The organism is Acidovorax sp. FW305-C-20-28 (genome assembly GCF_058783375.1).
The window spans coordinates 22,467-39,394 of record NZ_JBYSYM010000031.1 but is presented as its reverse complement, the minus strand read 5'-3'; the positions used below and the strand labels follow the sequence as shown (position 1 = coordinate 39,394).

The window sequence follows — 16,928 nt, the reverse complement described above, 5'->3', positions numbered from 1 at the left end:
GCGCCGCGCGCCAGACGCCCGCGGAATGCAGTGCATGGTGGCGGCGGATGGCATGGCTGGCCCTGGCACTGCTCTGGCCGGTGATCTCGGCCACGGCCGCACCGGCCGACCAGCCGCTGGTGCTGGTCGATCGGCAGCCCTCGGTGAATGCCTGGCCCCATGTGCGCATGCTGCCCGACGCCAGCCGGCATCTCGGCGTGCAGCACATGCTCGCCCGCCTGCCCGAGTTCACTCCCCCCACCGGTGCCGAAGGCACGCTGGGCGTGCGCCAGGATGCGGTGTGGCTGCACCTGCCGCTGAGCGTGGCACAGGCCCCGGCCCATCCCTGGATCCTGAGCATCGACTACCCCGTGCTCAACGAGGTGGACGTCTACCTCATCGCGAATGGCGCGGTGGTGCAGCAGGCCCTGATGGGCAATCTGCGCCCCTTCTCCGACCGGCCGCTGCGCGGGCGCACGCCCTCGATGATGCTGAACCTGCAGCCCGGCCAGCAATACGACCTGCTGGTGCGCGTGCGCACCGGGGGCGCGATGATCGTGCCGCTGGTGGTCAGCAAGGCCCCGGTGCTGCTGCCGCTGGCGTTGCGCGAGCAGATGCTGCAGGGCCTGCTGGCCGGCCTGGCGCTGTGCCTGGTGGTCTACAGTCTGACCCAGTGGGCCAGCCAGCGCGAGAAGCTGTTTCTCTTCTACGCCCTGCTGGTCACCGGCAGCGCCGGCTTTTCCGTTCAGTTCTTCGGCATCGGCAGCCAGTTCCTGTGGAGCGACAACCACTGGATGGAGGTCCACGCCGCCAGCGCCGCCGGGCTGCTGGCGCTGGGGGCGTCGTTCCTGTTCATGGGCCATGCGCTGGCGGGGGACCAGCCACGCAGCCGCTTCCTGGCCATCATGCACGGCGGTGCCACGCTGTGCGGCCTGGTGGGCATCGCCTTCCTCACCGACCTCATCGACACCCGGCAGGCCACGGCCTTCCTGAGCCTCTTCGGCCCGCTGCCCTCGCTGCTCAGCCTGCCGCTGGCCATCAAGCGGGTGCGCCAGGGCGACACCGTGAGCGCCACGCTGCTGGCCGCCTGGCTCGCCTACTTCGTGGCAGCCGCCGTGATGGTGGGCCTGGTGCAGGGCTGGGCCCCGCTGTCGTTCTGGACCCTGCACTCCTTCCAGATCGGCGCCACGGTGGACATGCTGCTCTTTCTGCGCGTGCTGGCCCTGCGCACCGATGCGCTGCGCACCGCCACCGACGACGCGCTGCGCGAGCGCGACGCCATGCGCGCCCTGGCCTACACCGATGCGCTCACGGGTCTGCCCAACCGGCGCGGCCTGCAGCTGGCCCTGAACTCGGCCATCTCGCTGTGCGCACCCAACCGCCTGGTGGCGGTGTACCTGCTGGACCTCGATGGCTTCAAGCCCATCAACGACCTGCATGGCCACGACGTGGGCGACGACCTGCTGGTGGCCGTGAGCCACCGCCTGCAGGACCATGTGCGCCGCAAGACCGACGTGGTGGCACGCCTGGGCGGCGACGAATTCATCATCATGGCCGCCGACCTGCTGCGCGCCGAGCAGGCCGAGGACCTGGGCAACGCGCTGCTGCACGCCTTCCGCGAGCCCTTCGTGATGAGCCACCTGCAGATGCACGTGGGCCTGACCATAGGCTATGCCCTGGCCCCCATCGACGCCGCAGAGCCCCGCGAACTGATCCGCCTGGCCGACGCCGCCATGTACAAGGGCAAGCAAAGCGGCAAGCACTGCCTCATCCGCAACGATGCCAGCATGGCATTGACGGCCTGATGACCCCGATGCGCCTGCCCAGCCCAGCAGCCTCCATGGCCGGCACGCCTTGTGCACAGGCATGGCGTTCCGCAGGCATACTGGTTGACCTGCCATCCAGGCCCGCCACCGCACCTGTTGTCCCCTGAGCACCATGTCCAGCGCCCTGCCCTCCTGCCTTGCCGATGCGCCGGCGCCACTGCGGTGGCGCATGGCGGGTTGCGGACATGGGGCCCTCTCCGCAGGTGTGCAATGACAATCAGTGTGCTGCCCGGGTTCATGCGCTCGATGGCCCGCCGCGCCGCCATGGCGGCCGTGGTGGTGCTGTGCCTGCTCATGCTCACGGGACTGCCTGCACACGCCGCCACGGCGCTCGTGCTCACCCCCGGCACCCAGAGCCTGGACGCCTGGAGCGTCGCCAGCCTGCAGGCCGATGCCTCGCGCGAGCGCACGGCCGGCGACATGCTGCGCCGGCTCGACCGGTTCGAGGCCCCGCCCCACCGCGGCGGCTCAATCGGAGCGCACCCGGAAGCCATGTGGCTGCGCATTCCGCTGGCCGTGCCCGAGGCCCCCACGCACCAGTGGATCGTCAACCTCGACTACGGCGCCCTGCAGGAGGTCGACATCTACCTGGCCCAGGGCGGCCAGGTGCTGCAGCAGGCGCTGCTGGGCTACCTGCGCGCGCCCGGCAAGGCCGCCGATGCCAGCCGGACCCCGGGCCTGGCCCTGGACCTGCAGGCCGGGCAGGCCTATGAGCTGCTGATCCGCGTGCGCACGCTGGGGCCGATGATCCTGCCGATCACGGTCAGCGAGTCCCCCTACCGCCTGAAGATGGCGTTGCGCGAGCAGATGCTGCAGGGCCTGCTCCACGGCCTGGCCTTCTGGCTGCTACTGTACAGCCTGCTCCAGTGGGCTGGCCAGCGCGACCGCCTTTTTGCGTGCTACGCCCTGGTGGTGCTGGGCAGCGCCGGCTTTTCGCTGCAGTTCTTCGGCATCGGCGTGCAGTTCCTCTGGCCAGGCAATGTGTGGATGGAGATGCACGGGGCCGTCATCTTCGGCCTGACGGCGCTGGCGGGCTCCTTTCTCTTTCTGCGCCAAGCGATGGCGGGCGACGCCCCGGACAGCCGCTATGCCCGCACCATGCAGGGGGGCGCAGCGCTCACAGCCCTGGTGTGCCTGGCCTTCGTGTTCGACCTGCTGAGCGTCAAGGCCGCCACCGTCTTCATGAGCCTGTTCGGCATGGCGCCAAGCCTGCTGAGCCTGCCCGCCGCGCTGCGCCAGGCGCGCCAGGGGAACCCCATCGGCGCCACGCTGCTGGTGGCCTGGACCGTCTACGGCGCCGCCGCCCTCGTGATGGCGGCCCTGGTCCAGGGCTGGGTGCCGGTGAATTTCTGGACCCTGCATGCCTTCCAGTTCGGCGCCACGCTGGACATGCTGCTCTTCCTGCGCGTGCTGGGACTGCGCTCGGAGGCCTTACGCCAGGCCACGCTCGATGCCCAGCGCGAGCGCGATGCCATGCGCTCGCTGGCCCACACCGACCCGCTCACGGGCCTGCCCAACCGCCGCGGCATGCAGATCGCGCTGAACTCGGCCCTCCAGCAATGTGCGCCCGACCGCATGGTGGCGGTGTTCCTGCTCGACCTGGACGGTTTCAAGCCCGTCAACGACACGCACGGCCACGATGTGGGCGATGACCTGCTGGTGGCCGTGGGGCAGCGCCTGTCGGCCCATGTGCGGCGCCAGACCGACCTGGTGGCGCGCCCGGGCGGAGACGAGTTCATCATCCTGGCCCCCCATCTCACACGGCCCGAGCAGGCGCGGGAGATCGGCGAAGGCCTGCTGCACGCATTCCGCGAGCCATTCACGCTGCGCAACCTGCGCGTGCACGTGGGCCTGACCATCGGCTATGTGCTGGCCCCCTTCGACGGCAAGGACGTGCGCGAGCTCCTCGGCAAGGCCGACGCCGCCATGTACCGGGGCAAGCAGACCGGCAAGCACTGCCTGCTGCGCGGCGACGGCCCTGCCGCGCTGGCCTCCTGAGATGCAAGCCATGGCCCACCACCCCACCGCCCACCCGCAGCCCGCCTGGCGCAGGTTCTGGAAGGTCCTTGCGGGGTTGGTGCTGCTGGGCCTGCTGTCCGGCGCCCACGCAGCACAGCCCCTGGTGCTGCACGACAGCGCCGGCTCGGTCGAGGTCTGGCCGGCCGTGAGCATGCTGTCTGACCCCACGCTCCGGCTTGGGCTGGAGGACGTGCAGGCCCGCGCCGGCGACTTCACCCCCCCGCCCTCCCGGGGCGCCACGCTGGGCGTGCGCTCGGACGCCATCTGGCTGCGCGCACCGCTGTCGGTGCACCTGACCTCCGATGGCCGCTGGACACTGGACATCAACCACCCCGATTTGAACCGGGTCGACGTCTTCGTGCTCAGCGCGGGCCATGTGACCCGGCACGTGGTGCTGGGCAGCCTGCAACCCTATTCCGAGCGGCCGCTGCAAAGCCGCTCGCACGCCGTGGCGCTGGAGCTTCTGCCTGGCCAGGCCTACGAACTGCTGATGCGCGTGGAAACCCGGGCCGCCATGATCCTGCCCATCACGCTCAACAAGTCCTCGGCCATGCTCGCCACGGCCGTGGACGAGCAGATGCTGCAGGGCGTGCTCACGGGCCTGGCGCTGTGCCTGCTGATCTACAGCCTGGCCCAGTGGGCCAGCCTGCGCGAGCCCTTGTTCATCTTCTACGCACTGCTCATCTCGGGCAGCCTGATGTTCTCGCTGCACCTGTTCGGCATCGGCCGGCAGTACCTGTGGAGCAACAGCCTGTGGTTCACCGAGCACGCGGCAGGCCTGTCGGCACTGCTGGCCACCTGTGGATCCTTCCTGTTCATCAGCCAGGCCCTGGCGGGAGACCAGCCCAAGAGCCGCTTCCTGCGCGCCATGCGCTGCGGCGCCGTGCTCTGCGTGGTGCTGGGCATCGCCTACAGCCTCGATGTGCTGAGCACGCGCGCCATCGCCGCCATCGTGAGCATTCTGGGCCTGGTGCCCGCGCTGATGGGCATCCCGGGCGCGGTGCGCAAGGCCCTCGCGGGCGATGGTGTGGGCACCAGCCTGCTGGCGGCCTGGCTGATCTACTTCGTGACCACGGCCGTGATGATCGGCGTCATCAACGGCTGGGTGCCCGTGAACTTCTGGACGCTGCACTCCTTCCAGTTCGGGGCCACCATCGACATGCTGCTGTTCATGCGCGTGCTCGGCCTGCGCACGCATGCCCTGCAGCTGGAGGCCCTGCACGCCAACCGCGAGCGCGATGCCATGCACTCGCTGGCACACACCGACCCGCTCACCGGCCTGCCCAACCGGCGCGGCCTGAACATGGCGCTGGCCGCCGCCCTGCCGCGCTGCGGCAAGAACGACCTGCTGGCCGTCTACATGATGGACCTGGACGGCTTCAAGCCCGTGAACGACCAGCACGGCCACGATGTTGGCGACGAGCTGCTGGTGGCCGTCACGCGGCGCCTGCAGGGCCATGTGCGGCAAAGCGATGTGGTCGCGCGCCTGGGCGGCGACGAGTTCGTGGTGATGGCCGGCCACCTGGCGGGTGCCCAGCAGGCCCAGGAACTGGGGCTCAAGCTGCTCGAGGCTTTCCGCCTGCCCTTCTCGCTGGGGAGCATCCAGGTCCACGTGGGCCTGACCGTGGGCTATGCCATCGCCCCCGACGACAGCAGCGACGCCGCCGGCCTGCTCAAGCTCGCCGATGCCGCCATGTACAGCGGCAAGCAAAGCGGCAAGTTCTGCCTGCGCCGCAACACCGGGGACCTGGCCCTCTCGTCGGCCTAGGCACCTGGGGAATCCATTGCTGGTCAAACGCCGGGGGTTCCGTTACACAGGAGGCCTCGCAACTTCCCAACGGATCCCGAGCCATGGCCCATCGCAAAAGCCCCGCCCGCATTGCCAAAGCTGCGCGTGTCGCGCAATTCCACGCCCTTGCCGCTTCGGCGGCCGATGCGGCGGGAGGCGCCGGCGAGACCTCCGACACCGCCATCGCGCTGGAATCGCTGGCCCACCTGGAGCACATGCTGGTGGGCCGGGTGGTGCTGCCCTCGAGCCCCGACTACAACCAGGCCCGCCAGGAGTCGAACCCCGCCTTCCAGTCGTTTCCCAAGATCATCGTGTACTGTGCCGTCGAGAACGATGTGCTCGAATGCCTGGCCGTGGCGCGCAAGTACAAGGTGCCCGTGGCCGTGCGCTGCGGCGGCCACAGCACGGCCGGCTACTCGGTCAACAACGGCATGGTGATCGACCTGAGCGACATCCAGGGCGTAGTGCTGGACCCGCCGAACCAGCGCGTGCACGTGCGGCCCGGCACCGACTTCGACCACTTCAACGGCGCCATGAACCACACCGGCTGGCATGTGCCCACGGGCGCCTGCGGCAGCGTCTGCGTGGGCGGCTTCGTGCAGGGCGGGGGCTATGGCTATACCTCGCGGCGCTACGGCATCCAGAGCGACCTGGTGGAGTCGCTGCGCGTGGCCCTGGCCGACGGGACCATCGTCACGGCCAGCGAGACCGAGAACCCGCTGCTGTACTGGTCCATGCGCGGAGGCACGGGCGGCAACTTCGGCGTATTGCTGCAGGTCACCTACACCATGGTGCCGCTGGACACCGTGTGGGCCTGGTCCATCGGCTGGGACATGTCCCAGGCCGCCAACGTGCTGACCATGATGCAACAGCGCTACATGCAAAGCGGCGCGCCCGATGCGCTGGGCTACATGATGAACCTGGGCTACTACGGCGGCCAGCCGGTGGCCATGGTGCAGGGCATGTTCTGCGGTACGCGCGAGGCCGGCCTGCAGGCGATTGCCCCGCTGATGGAGATCCCGAGCGCCCAGCTGCTGGTGGACAAGACCGGCACCTACCCGGACATGAACGTCTGGCTCGAAGACCATCCCTACTCCCTGCCCGACAACCTGCCCGACGGCATCGCCGAGAGCAAGGCCTCGGGCTACATCGGCCGCCCGCTCACCACGGCGGACTGGCAGTCCATCATCGACTACTTCAAGACCTCGCCCAACCAGTGGTCGCTGGCCTACCTGGAGCCCTACGGCGGCGCCATCAACCGCTACCCCATCGAGGCCAGCGCCTTCATCCACCGCCGCGTGGATGCCGACCTGGTGGTCGACGTGTTCTGGCGCAACCCGGCCGAACGCGCACAGACAGAGGCCTGGCTGGCCGGCTTCATGCAACTGGTGCAACCCTTCTTGAACGGGCATGTGTACCAGAACTACCCCGATGCCAGCCTGCAGGACTTCGAGAATGCCTACTGGGGCCCGGCCTACCCGACCCTGCAGCAGGCCAAGCGCGCCTACGACCCGACCAATTTCTTCAAGTTCCAGCAGAGCATCCGCCTGCCCAAGGAAGAGTAGGGCAAGGTCCGGCGCTGCTCACTGCAGCGCCGGCTGGGCGTAGTGCAGGCGCCCCTTGCCGGCACGCTTGGCGGAGTACATGGCCTGGTCGGCGCGGTTCATGAGGGCATCGATCTCGCCCTCCAGCGGGGGGTGCATGGCCACGCCGATGCTGGCACCGATGTGCAGGGCGCGCCCGTCCACCCACATGGGCTCGTGCAGCGCGTGGATGATGCGCTGGCCGATGCCGTCGGTCACGTCGCGCGTGACCTCGCGGTCCAGCATCACCAGGAACTCATCGCCCCCCAGGCGGGCAATGGTGTCGCCCGCACGCACCATGGACGACAGGCGCTGGGCCACGATGCGCAGCACTTCGTCGCCCGCGCTGTGGCCTTCCAGGTCATTGACGCGCTTGAAGCCGTCCAGGTCGATGAACAGCAGCGCCACCGACCCGGCGCTGCGGCGCGCCCGGGCCAGGGACTGCTCCAGCCGGTTGTGGAAGGCCGCACGGTTGTACAGCCCGGTCAGCGAGTCGTGGTTGGCCAGGTACTGCTGCTGGCGCGCGATCTGGATCTTGGCCGACACATCTTCCACCAGGGCCATGATGGAGGTCACCCGCCCCTCGGTATCGGTCAGCGCGGAATTGAACCACTCGCAATGCACCTCCAGGCCATCGCCGCGAACGAAGGAGGTTTCCGCCCGGTTCTGCGCCTCCTGCCCGGCCTGCAGCCGCTGCAGGGCCTGGTGCAGGCCTTCGTCCGAGGTGTGGCCCAGCAGGTCGACGAGCGACTGCCCTTCCAGGTGGGCCACGGGCAGCCAGCCCATCAGCTGCACGGCCCGCTGCGAGCAGTGCAACAGGCGCAGGTCCTGGTCCATCTCGAGCACGGCCAGGGGGCTGTTCTCCATGTGCGAGGACAAGCGCTGGTTGGCGGTGCGCAGGGCATCCATCGTGACCTGCAGCTCGTGCACGTCCAGTGCGGTGGTGATGAAGCCGTCGATGACGCCGTTGCGCGCCGGCCAGGGCGTCAGGCAGATGGTGCGCCACTCATCGAAGCCGTACGGCGTGCGCAGAAGACGCTGGTATTGCACCCGCTCACCACGGAGCACCCGCTCGACAAAGGGCATGAACCGCGCGCAATCGTGCTCGCCATACAGATCGACCAGGGTCTTGCCCACCAGGCGCTCGGGCGTGCTGTCGAACCAGCGCGCATATTCCTCGTTCACGTAGATCATCCGCAGATTGCGGTCCACGGCCGCCAGCGTGGCGCCCACGCTGCGCGTGATCAGATCGAGCAGTTCTTCGGCCGACCAGTCCGTGGGCCTGGCAATGGGGTGCGCAATCTCTGGCTCGTCTGGCGTCATGTGGCGAAAGTCCCGGGGCAAGGGTCGTCGGCAGGCAGGCGGAAACAGGCTGCGCGAACGGACAGCGCAACCATGCGTTACAGCTTATCACTTCCAGGCCCCGAAGACCCTCCGGACATTGCCACCCCGGGCAGGGTGTGCCGCAGAGGTGCTCACGCGGATCCGTTGTCTAGTGCGCCACGCGCCACCCACGACGCACGAAACGGGCGCAGCTCAAGCCAGTGCTCCCGCGCAAGGGCCGCCCCGCCGCGCTGGGAGCGTCCCCCTCCCAGATTGCGAAGCAATATGAGAGAGGGGCTGAGGGCCGTGGCTCCAAGCCTGCCTGCGCAGGCTTGGACGTGCCCGAAGAGCGGCCGCCTCCGGCGGACGCACCGAGGCGCAAAGCGCCTCAGGGGGTGCTCCGAACTATTCAGCCCACTGCACCCAACCCATCCAGGCCGTGAGCAGCACCACGATGCCGAACACGATGCGGTAGTAGGCAAACGGCACGAAGCTGTGCGTGCTGATGTAGCGCAGCAGCCAGCGCACGCACAGCCAGGCGCTGATGAAGGAGAACACCAGCCCGGTGGCGAACATCGGGATGTCGGCCACCGACAGCAGGGCGCGCTCCTTGTAAAGGCTGTACACGCCGGCACCGATCAGCGTGGGCATGGCCAGGAAGAAGGAGAAATCCGTGGCCGCCTTGCGCGACAGCCCGAGCAGCATGCCGCCGATGATGGTAGCGCCGCTGCGGCTGGTGCCCGGCACCATGGCCAGGCACTGCACCAGGCCGACCTTGAGCGCGTCCAGCGGCGTCATGTCGTCCACCTCGTGGATGCGCATGGCCGCGGCCGGGCGCTTTTCGGCCCAGAGGATGATGAAGCCGCCCACGATGAAGGTGCTGGCCACTACCACCGGGATGAACAGGTGCGCCTTGATCGCCTTGCCCAGCAGCAGGCCCAGCACCACCGCCGGCAGAAAGCCGATGAGCACATTGAGCACCAGGCGCTGCGCGCTGCGCTCGCGCGGCAGCGCCACCAGGGTGGCGCGGATCTTCTGCCAGTAGACCAGGATGACGGCGAAGATGGCGCCGGTCTGGATGGCGATGTCGAAGACCTTGGCCTTGGCATCGTCGAAACCGAGCAGGGACCCCGCAAGGATCAGGTGGCCGGTGGAAGAGATGGGGAGAAATTCGGTCAGGCCTTCGACCACGCCCATGAGGGCGGCCTTGGCCAGCAAAACGAGGTCCACGCGTGCGTCCTTTTGGCCCACAGGGCCGGCAAAAGCTGCCGATTATCCCTGCCGCCTGCTCCCGGCTGGCGCCAAAACACCTGCACTTTGCTCCGGTGCGCTGCATTTCGCGCCCCCGCCCCTGCATTCCGTCGCAGGCCGATGGCAGGTCCGGCAGGCGATCGGCACAGTACGTCCATCGCCGAACACCGCCCCACCGGAGCCCACCATGCAGATCACCCCCGCCATCGCCATCCACCTGGCCGCCGCACTGGCCGCCGTTGCCATCGGCCCGCTGGCGCTGTGGGCCCGGCGCGCCCGCGACCAGCGCCCGCGCCTGCACCGCGCCGCTGGCTATGCCTGGGTCACGCTGATGGTGATGGTGGCCGTCTCGGCCATCTTCATCAGCGGCGACAAGGGCCCGCGCCTGGCCGGCTTTGGCGTGATCCACCTGCTGGTCCCCATCACGCTGGGCCTGATCGCCCTGTCGTTTTACTTCCTGTCGCGCGGCAACGTGAAAGCGCACCGCATGCTCATGCAGGGCACCTACATCGGCTCCTGCCTCGTGGCCGGTGCCTTCACCCTGCTGCCCGACCGCCTGCTCGGCCAGTGGCTGTGGAGCCAGCTGGGCATTGCCTGAACCCCTCGTCCCGCCACCTTCGCCCCAAATTCTTCGTCCCCCTACCGGAGCAACGCCATGATCATCGACCTTCTGATCCACCACCCCGAAGCCCTGCCCACCGTCCTGCAAAAGACCCCCACCTGGGTCTGGGGCCTGCTGGCCGCACTCGTCGCCCTGGGCGCCAGCCAGCTCGTGGCCCGCACCGCCAGCCTGACCCGCGTGGCCGTGATGCCCGTGGCCATGACCCTGTTCTCGGTCTATGGGCTGGTATCGGCCTTTGGCGGCTCCGGCCAGGTGCTGGGTACCCTGGCCGCCTGGCTCGCCGCGGCCGCCGCCGTGGCCACCCTCACCCTGGTGCTGCGGCCCGCCGTGCCGGCCGGCACCCGCTACCTGGCCGATGCGCGCAGCTTCCACCTGCCCGGCAGCTCCCTGCCCCTGCTGCTGATCCTGGGCATCTTCCTGACCAAGTACCTGGTCGGCATCGAACTGGCCATGCAGCCTGCCCTGGCCCACGACGCCACCTTCGACCTGCAGATCGCCGCACTCTACGGCGTGTTCAACGGCCTGTTCATCGCCCGCTCGGCCCGCCTGTGGCGCATGGCCCTGGCGCCCCAGGCTGCGCATAGCGCACCCTGCCACGCTACTGCCTGACCCCCTTCCCTACCGTCCATTCCCCAAGGAGAACCACCATGTCCCGCCGCTACCCCCTGTCCAACGACCCCATCGAAAACCTGGCCCGCCGCCGCGCAGGAGCCAAGCTGGGCTGGCTCATCCATGCCACCGTCTATGTGCTGGTCAACCTGCTGCTGGTCTCGCTGTCCCTGTCCAGCGGCCGCCACTGGGCGGTGTTCCCCGCCGCGGGCTGGGGCATCGGCCTGCTGGTGCACGGCATGGTGGTGTATTTCATCGCAGGCGGCTCGAACTGGCATGAACGCATGGTCCAATCCGAGCGCGACCGCATTGCCCAGAACAACAACCGCGCCTGAACACGGCACGGCAAAGGAGACCGACATGCACCATCCCATCCATCTGGCATTGGCAGGCCTGCTGGCCTTGTCCGCCAGCCTGGCCCAGGCCGGGATCGGCCTCAGGGAGATCGCCGGGCTGCAAGGCGATGGCCCGGTGACGGTCTACTACCCCAGCAGCGCCGCCGACCAGCCCCTGCAGCGCGGCCCCTTCCACCTGCAACTGGCCTGGCAAGGAACGCCGGTGGCGGGCAACGGCCGGCTCGTGGTGGTCTCGCACGGCTCGGGCGGCAACCCCTGGGTCTACTCGGACCTGGCGCGCGCCCTGGTGGCTGCCGGCTTCGTGGTGGCCATGCCCGAGCATGCGGGCGACAACGCCAAGGACCCCTCCAAGCCTGGGCCCGACAGCTGGAAGAAGCGCCCGGCCGAGGTCTCGCGCGCCATCGATGCCGTGGCCCAGGATGCCGCGCTGGCGCCCCTGCTCTCGCTCGACCGGGTGGGCATGTACGGCATGTCTGCCGGCGGCCACACGGCCCTGAGTCTGGCCGGCGGGCGCTGGTCGCCCGCCCTGTACAAGCAGCATTGTGAAACGAACATCGCAGACGATTTCTCCACCTGCGTCGGCCTGCTCACCGAACTCAAGGGCAATTTCCTCGATGGCGTGAAGAAGAGCGTCGCCGTGGGCGTGATCCGCCAGCGCTACGACGACGCCACCTGGTACACGCACGACGAGCCGCGCATCGCCGCCGTCGTCTCGGGCGTGCCCGCGGCCGCCGACTTCGACATGGCATCGCTGGCAAAGCCGCGCGTGCCGCTGGCGCTGATCACCTCGGGCAAGGACCTGTGGCTGGTGCCGCGCTTCCACAGCGAACGCGTGCTCGCATCATGCGCCGAGCGCTGCACCGTGCTGGCTGCCCTGCCCGATGCCGGCCATGGTGCCCTGCTCTCGCCCCAGCCACCGCTGGCCCAGATGTCCGACCTGGCCGTGCGCCTGCTGGGCGACCCGCCCGGCTTCGACCGCGGCCAGATGCGCGCGGTGGACACGAAGATCGTGCGCTACTTCGAGCAGCACCTGCCGGTGGCCGTCGCCCCCGCGCCCGTCAAGGCACCGTGAGCCCAGCGCAGGACACTCCCATGCTGTCGATCCTCACCCTGCTCGCCCTGCTCGGCCTGTTGCCGCAGGACCACCCGCTGCGCCGCACGGCGTGCCGCGCAGCATCGGCCATCGTGCTGGCATGCACGCTGCGGCTGCCCTGCGCGGGCTGGCAAAGCCGCCACGCAGCAGCCTAGAATCCCCCTATCCATGACCGCCCCCCTGACCCCTGAAGCCATCGAAAAACTCGCCCGCAAGCGCGCCGGCGCCAAGCTCGGCTGGTATCTGCATGCCGTGCTGTTCGTGGTGGTCAACGTCGTGGTGTTTTCCATGTCGCGCTACGGCTTCGGCAACCGCCCCTGGTCGGTCTACCCGCTGCTGGGCTGGGGCCTGGGGCTGGCCTTGCACGGCGTCTCGGTCTTCGTGCTGGGCACGGGCAGTGGCCTGCGCGAGCGCATGGTGCAGAAAGAGCGCGAGCGGATCCTGCGCCAACGCGACGGCGGCTGACCCACCACCGGCCCATCGCCATGAAGATCGACTGGCTCGACAAGCTCCAGCGCCTGCTGCAGACCCTGGCCTTCTGCCTGGCGATCTCGGGCATCCAGTACGCCTTCCGCCCCGAGAAGCCCTACTACATTCCCGCCACCTACTCGCTGGCCATCGGCACGCTGACCTGGGCGCTGATCGATTTCGGCCGCCACCTGTTTCCCTCCAGCCACGAATACGGCTGGCCCAAGGGCGTGGCCGGCGTGGCGCTGCCCCTGGTCGGCATCGTGCTGGGCTACCTGGGCGGCACCCTGCTGGCGGACTGGTGGTGCGGTGTCTCGTCGTGGGATACCGAAGGGCGCGCCCAGTTGCGCATCTCGATCGGCATCACCGTGGTGGCAGGCACCATCATCAGCTACTACTTCTACGTGAACGGCAAGAGCGCCTGGCTGCAGGCGCGCATGGCAGAAGTGCACAGCCAGGCCACCGAGGCCCAGCTCAAGCTGCTGGAGACGCAGCTGGAGCCGCACATGCTGTTCAACACCCTGGCCAACCTGCGCGTGCTGATCGGCACCGACCCGGCGCGCGCGCAGGAGATGCTGGACCGCATGATCGCCTACCTGCGCGCCACGCTGAATGCCTCGCGCAGCACCCTGCATCCGCTGGCCGACGAGTTCCAGCGCCTGACAGACTACCTGGAACTCATGGCCGTGCGCATGGGCCCGCGCATGGCCTACACGCTGGACCTGCCCGAGGCCCTGCGCGAGCTGCCCGTGCCCCCGCTGCTGCTACAGCCGCTGGTGGAGAACGCCATCCGCCACGGGCTCGAGCCCGAGGTGGAAGGCGGCCACATCACCGTGCAGGCGCGCACCCAGACCGGCCCGGCGGGCCGCACGCTGCTGGTGCTGGAGGTGAGCGACACCGGCGCCGGGCTGGATGCAAGCCCACCGCCCGCCCCTGCCAGCCCGGGCACCAGCTTCGGCCTGGCCCAGGTGCGCGAACGCCTGGCCACACTGCACGGGGATGCAGGCCACTTCGTGCTGCTGCCCAACACCCCCAAGGGCACGCGCGCCACCATTACCTACCCCCTGGGCATCTCCGCATGAACACCACCACAGCCACCCCGCGCGCCCTGATCGCCGAAGACGAACCCCTGCTCGCCGCGGCCCTGCAGCAGGAGCTGGCCCGCGCCTGGCCCGGGCTGCAGATTGCCGCCACCGTGGGCGATGGACGCTCGGCCGTGCGCCAGGCGCTGGCGCTGCAGCCCGAAGTGCTGTTCTTCGACATCCGCATGCCGGGCCAGACCGGGCTGGACGCCGCCGTGGAGCTGGCCGATGCCTGGCCCGCGGACAAGCCCTTTCCGGCGCTGGTCTTCGTGACCGCCTACGACCAGTACGCCGTGCAGGCCTTCGAGGCCCAGGCCGTGGACTACCTGCTCAAGCCCGTGCAGGCTTCGCGCCTGCAGAAGACCGTGCAGAAGCTGCAGCAGGCCCTCACCGCCAAGGCCCCCGCCGCCGATGCGCTGGAGGCCACCATGGCCCAGCTGCGCCATCTGCTGGCCGCCCCCGGCGTGGCGGCGGCCGCGCCTGCCAGCCCCCCCGCCGCGGCCGGTCCCCTTAGCATGATCCAGGCCAGCAGCGGCAACCAGATCCACATGGTGCCGGTGGCCGAGGTGCTGTACTTCGAGGCCGCCGACAAGTACGTGCGCGTGCTCACGGCCGCGCGCGAGTTCCTGATCCGCACGCCGCTCAAGGAGCTCACCGAGCAGCTCGATGCCAGCGTGTTCTGGCAAATCCACCGCAGCACCCTGGTGCGCGCCAGTGCCATCACCACCGTGACGCGCGACGAGGCCGGCAAGCTGCACCTGGCGCTGGCGGGGCGGCCCGAGAAGCTGGCCGTGAGCCGGCTCTACGCCCACCTGTTCAAGGCCATGTAGGCCGGGTTTACCCCTTCTGTTAAAATGGGGGCTGGGTGTTCGTGCTGCGAGGGCGCGACAGGTTCAGCGTCGGTCGGGCCGCCACGCGGTCTGTCTGCGACTGGAATTTCTGCCCATGCAAGCCCACACCATCCACTGGATTGCCGCCGCCCTCTTCGGCATCGCCCTGCTCCACACCTTTGCCGCCGGCCTTTTCGAGCACCTGGCGCACCGCTATCCGCGCCATTCCGGCCTGTTCCATCTGCTCGGCGAGGTCGAGGTCGTTTTCGGCTTATGGGCCATCGTGCTGGTGGTCACCATGGCCTTTGTCTCGGGCGGCAACCAGGCGCTGGAGTACGCCGAGTCGCGCAACTACACCGAGCCCCTGTTCGTCTTCGTGGTCATGGTGATCGCCGCCTCCAGCCCGGTGCTGCGCAGCGTGGTGGCCGTGGTCGACACCGTGGCGCGGCGCCTGCCCGTGGCCACGCCGCTGGCCACCGCCTGGCTGGGCCTGGCGGCCGTGCCTCTGCTCGGCTCGCTGATCACCGAGCCGGCGGCCATGACCATTGCCGCACTGATGCTGGCGCCGCAGATCTTTCGCCGCGCCGTGCCTGAGCGTGTGAAGTACTTCGCACTGGGCACGCTGTTCGTCAACGTGTCCATCGGCGGCACGCTCACCTCCTACGCCGCGCCGCCGGTGCTCATGGTGGCCAGCACCTGGCAGTGGGACAGCGCCTTCATGCTGGCCCACTTCGGCTGGAAGGCCGCACTGGCCGTGCTGCTCAACGCCACGCTCTGCACCTTCGTGCTGCGCCGCCACCTGCGGCCAGCACAGGGCGCGGACAAGCCCACCGCGGCACCCGCCGTGCCCCTGGCCGTGGTGGCTGTGCACCTGGGCCTGCTGGCCGCCGTGGTGGTGTTCGCGCACCACCCGGTGGTGTTCCTGGCGCTGTTCCTGATGTTCCTGGGCTACACCCAGGCCTATGCAGAGCACCAATCGCCGCTGATCCTCAAGGAAGCGCTGCTCGTGGGCTTCTTCCTCGCGGGCCTGGTGGTGCTGGGCGGCATGCAGCAGTGGTGGCTGCAGCCCATCGTCGAGGGCCTTCAGCCACTGGCCCTGTTCGCGGGCGCCCTGGGCCTCACGGCCATCACCGACAACGCGGCGCTGACCTACCTGGGCTCGCTGATCGAAGGCATCTCCGACCCCGCCAAGTACATGCTGGTGGCCGGAGCCGTGGCCGGCGGCGGCCTCACGGTGATCGCCAACGCGCCCAACCCGGCCGGCGTGGCCCTGCTCAAAGGCGGCTTCACCGACGGCAGCGTGGGCGCGGGTGGGCTGCTGCTGGGGGCACTGCTGCCCACCGCGGTGGCGGCCGCCGCCTTCCTGATCCTGTGATGGATCAGTCTGCCTTGAGCTGCATGGACGGGCGCGCCTGCACCCGGGCCAGCCAAGCCTGCACATGCGGGTGCGAGGCCACGGGCGCACCGATGTAGGCGCTGTAGCCAATGACCGCGCCCACGATCAGGTCCACCAGCGAGAAGTCGGCACCCATCATCCAGGGCTGCGCGGCCAGGCGTGCATCGAGCAGGGCCAGCAACTGGTCCAGGCCGCTGCGCGCCGCATCCGCCCAGACTTCGCTGCGCAGCGCCGCGTCGCCCTGCGTGGACAGTTGCAGGCGCACCAGCACGGCGCCGTAGGTCACATAGGCCCAGGTCGCCCAGGACATGGCCTGCAGGCGCTCGGGCGTGTCCTCCTGGGGCCACAGGCCGCGCTCCACACCGTACTTGCCGGCCAGCCAGAAGTGGATGGCCAGGGTCTCGAACATGGGGTTGCCGTCCACCACCACGGTGGGCACCTTGCCGTTGGGATTGAGGGCCAGGAACTCGGGGCGGCGCTGGTCGCCGGCCTGCAGGTCCAGCGTGACGCGTTCATGCGGCAGGCCGAGCTCGACCAGGGCATTGGCAATGGGGGTGGCGCTGGACATGGGGTGCCAGTAGAGGACGATGGACATGGAAGGCTCCTTGAAGGGGTGTGTTGAGGGGAGGGTTCAATCGTTTCGGCCCGGCGCCGTGAACGTGGATGCAATGTAGGATGCATTGCGGACAGATTCCGCCCTCG

General features: G+C 69.1%; 16 protein-coding genes. 13 read left to right on the top strand and 3 right to left on the bottom strand.

All coding sequences use genetic code 11. The annotated features are described in order from the left end of the window. Positions 1-47 precede the first annotated feature (47 nt). The 4 genes from AC3WOH_RS27715 to AC3WOH_RS27700 all read left to right on the top strand — a co-directional run bounded on the left by AC3WOH_RS27715 (position 48) and on the right by AC3WOH_RS27700 (position 7,178). A complete protein-coding gene (locus AC3WOH_RS27715; RefSeq protein ID WP_492232526.1) occupies positions 48-1,784 on the top strand; it encodes a diguanylate cyclase domain-containing protein in 1,737 nt (578 codons plus the stop codon). A 231-nt stretch (positions 1,785-2,015) separates the two neighbouring features. After that, on the top strand, positions 2,016-3,803 hold the full coding sequence (locus tag AC3WOH_RS27710) for a diguanylate cyclase domain-containing protein (protein WP_492232525.1): 1,788 nt from the start codon (positions 2,016-2,018) through the stop codon (positions 3,801-3,803). 10 nt (positions 3,804-3,813) lie between these two features. Then, on the top strand, positions 3,814-5,592 hold the full coding sequence (locus AC3WOH_RS27705; RefSeq protein WP_492232524.1) for a diguanylate cyclase domain-containing protein: 1,779 nt from the start codon (positions 3,814-3,816) through the stop codon (positions 5,590-5,592). A gap of 83 nt (positions 5,593-5,675) precedes the next feature. After that, positions 5,676-7,178 (top strand): FAD-binding oxidoreductase, encoded by a 1,503-nt coding sequence (locus tag AC3WOH_RS27700; RefSeq protein WP_492232523.1) that lies wholly within the window; start codon positions 5,676-5,678, stop codon positions 7,176-7,178. An 18-nt stretch (positions 7,179-7,196) separates the two neighbouring features. Here the strand turns inward: AC3WOH_RS27700 and AC3WOH_RS27695 are convergent, their stop codons facing one another. Together AC3WOH_RS27695 and AC3WOH_RS27690 are read right to left on the bottom strand one after the other, a co-directional pair. Further along, positions 7,197-8,519, bottom strand: a complete 1,323-nt coding sequence (locus AC3WOH_RS27695) for a diguanylate cyclase domain-containing protein (RefSeq protein ID WP_492232522.1) — start codon at positions 8,517-8,519, stop codon at positions 7,197-7,199. Positions 8,520-8,924: 405 nt separating this feature from the next. Then, complete coding sequence (locus AC3WOH_RS27690; RefSeq protein ID WP_492232521.1) at positions 8,925-9,749, bottom strand: undecaprenyl-diphosphate phosphatase; 825 nt, start codon at positions 9,747-9,749, stop codon at positions 8,925-8,927. A gap of 208 nt (positions 9,750-9,957) precedes the next feature. Between AC3WOH_RS27690 and AC3WOH_RS27685 the strand changes: the two genes are divergently transcribed. From AC3WOH_RS27685 to AC3WOH_RS27645, 9 genes are all read left to right on the top strand, one after another. Further along, positions 9,958-10,368 (top strand): DUF2306 domain-containing protein, encoded by a 411-nt coding sequence (locus AC3WOH_RS27685; protein WP_492232520.1) that lies wholly within the window; start codon positions 9,958-9,960, stop codon positions 10,366-10,368. Between the two features lie 57 nt (positions 10,369-10,425). Further along, a complete protein-coding gene (locus tag AC3WOH_RS27680; RefSeq protein WP_492232519.1) occupies positions 10,426-11,001 on the top strand; it encodes a DUF6622 family protein in 576 nt (191 codons plus the stop codon). 38 nt (positions 11,002-11,039) lie between these two features. Beyond that, the gene (locus tag AC3WOH_RS27675) at positions 11,040-11,336 is read left to right on the top strand and encodes a 2TM domain-containing protein (RefSeq protein ID WP_184856584.1); all 297 of its coding nucleotides are present in this window, start codon (positions 11,040-11,042) and stop codon (positions 11,334-11,336) included. Between the two features lie 25 nt (positions 11,337-11,361). After that, positions 11,362-12,429 (top strand): alpha/beta hydrolase family protein, encoded by a 1,068-nt coding sequence (locus tag AC3WOH_RS27670; protein ID WP_492232518.1) that lies wholly within the window; start codon positions 11,362-11,364, stop codon positions 12,427-12,429. Positions 12,430-12,449: 20 nt separating this feature from the next. Next, positions 12,450-12,605, top strand: a complete 156-nt coding sequence (locus AC3WOH_RS27665; protein WP_492232517.1) for a hypothetical protein — start codon at positions 12,450-12,452, stop codon at positions 12,603-12,605. A gap of 13 nt (positions 12,606-12,618) precedes the next feature. Next, complete coding sequence (locus AC3WOH_RS27660) at positions 12,619-12,915, top strand: 2TM domain-containing protein (RefSeq protein WP_492232516.1); 297 nt, start codon at positions 12,619-12,621, stop codon at positions 12,913-12,915. A 20-nt stretch (positions 12,916-12,935) separates the two neighbouring features. After that, complete coding sequence (locus AC3WOH_RS27655) at positions 12,936-14,000, top strand: sensor histidine kinase (protein WP_492232515.1); 1,065 nt, start codon at positions 12,936-12,938, stop codon at positions 13,998-14,000. Further along, positions 13,997-14,830 (top strand): LytR/AlgR family response regulator transcription factor, encoded by an 834-nt coding sequence (locus AC3WOH_RS27650; protein ID WP_492232514.1) that lies wholly within the window; start codon positions 13,997-13,999, stop codon positions 14,828-14,830. Before AC3WOH_RS27655 ends, AC3WOH_RS27650 begins: the two co-directional genes overlap by 4 nt. 115 nt (positions 14,831-14,945) lie before the next feature. Then, on the top strand, positions 14,946-16,205 hold the full coding sequence (locus AC3WOH_RS27645) for a putative Na+/H+ antiporter (RefSeq protein WP_492232513.1): 1,260 nt from the start codon (positions 14,946-14,948) through the stop codon (positions 16,203-16,205). A gap of 4 nt (positions 16,206-16,209) precedes the next feature. On the opposite strand, the gene AC3WOH_RS27640 is transcribed toward AC3WOH_RS27645, so the two are convergent. Further along, positions 16,210-16,821 carry a glutathione S-transferase family protein gene (locus tag AC3WOH_RS27640; protein WP_492232512.1) on the bottom strand — a complete coding sequence of 204 codons (612 nt, stop codon included), beginning with the start codon at positions 16,819-16,821 and terminating at the stop codon, positions 16,210-16,212. Positions 16,822-16,928: the final 107 nt, after the last annotated feature.

Bases quoted from the DNA above. Each gene is read 5' to 3' on its own strand.
- AC3WOH_RS27700 (WP_492232523.1), top strand. From the start codon at position 5,676: ATGGCCCATCGCAAAAGCCCCGCCCGCATTGCCAAAGCTGCGCGTGTC.
- AC3WOH_RS27665 (WP_492232517.1), top strand. From the start codon at position 12,450: ATGCTGTCGATCCTCACCCTGCTCGCCCTGCTCGGCCTGTTGCCGCAG.
- AC3WOH_RS27705 (WP_492232524.1), top strand. From the start codon at position 3,814: ATGGCCCACCACCCCACCGCCCACCCGCAGCCCGCCTGGCGCAGGTTC.
- AC3WOH_RS27685 (WP_492232520.1), top strand. From the start codon at position 9,958: ATGCAGATCACCCCCGCCATCGCCATCCACCTGGCCGCCGCACTGGCC.
- AC3WOH_RS27645 (WP_492232513.1), top strand. From the start codon at position 14,946: ATGCAAGCCCACACCATCCACTGGATTGCCGCCGCCCTCTTCGGCATC.
- AC3WOH_RS27710 (WP_492232525.1), top strand. From the start codon at position 2,016: ATGACAATCAGTGTGCTGCCCGGGTTCATGCGCTCGATGGCCCGCCGC.
- AC3WOH_RS27655 (WP_492232515.1), top strand. From the start codon at position 12,936: ATGAAGATCGACTGGCTCGACAAGCTCCAGCGCCTGCTGCAGACCCTG.
- AC3WOH_RS27660 (WP_492232516.1), top strand. From the start codon at position 12,619: ATGACCGCCCCCCTGACCCCTGAAGCCATCGAAAAACTCGCCCGCAAG.
- AC3WOH_RS27715 (WP_492232526.1), top strand. From the start codon at position 48: ATGGCATGGCTGGCCCTGGCACTGCTCTGGCCGGTGATCTCGGCCACG.
- AC3WOH_RS27670 (WP_492232518.1), top strand. From the start codon at position 11,362: ATGCACCATCCCATCCATCTGGCATTGGCAGGCCTGCTGGCCTTGTCC.
- AC3WOH_RS27640 (WP_492232512.1), bottom strand. From the start codon at position 16,821: ATGTCCATCGTCCTCTACTGGCACCCCATGTCCAGCGCCACCCCCATT.
- AC3WOH_RS27695 (WP_492232522.1), bottom strand. From the start codon at position 8,519: ATGACGCCAGACGAGCCAGAGATTGCGCACCCCATTGCCAGGCCCACG.
- AC3WOH_RS27680 (WP_492232519.1), top strand. From the start codon at position 10,426: ATGATCATCGACCTTCTGATCCACCACCCCGAAGCCCTGCCCACCGTC.
- AC3WOH_RS27675 (WP_184856584.1), top strand. From the start codon at position 11,040: ATGTCCCGCCGCTACCCCCTGTCCAACGACCCCATCGAAAACCTGGCC.
- AC3WOH_RS27650 (WP_492232514.1), top strand. From the start codon at position 13,997: ATGAACACCACCACAGCCACCCCGCGCGCCCTGATCGCCGAAGACGAA.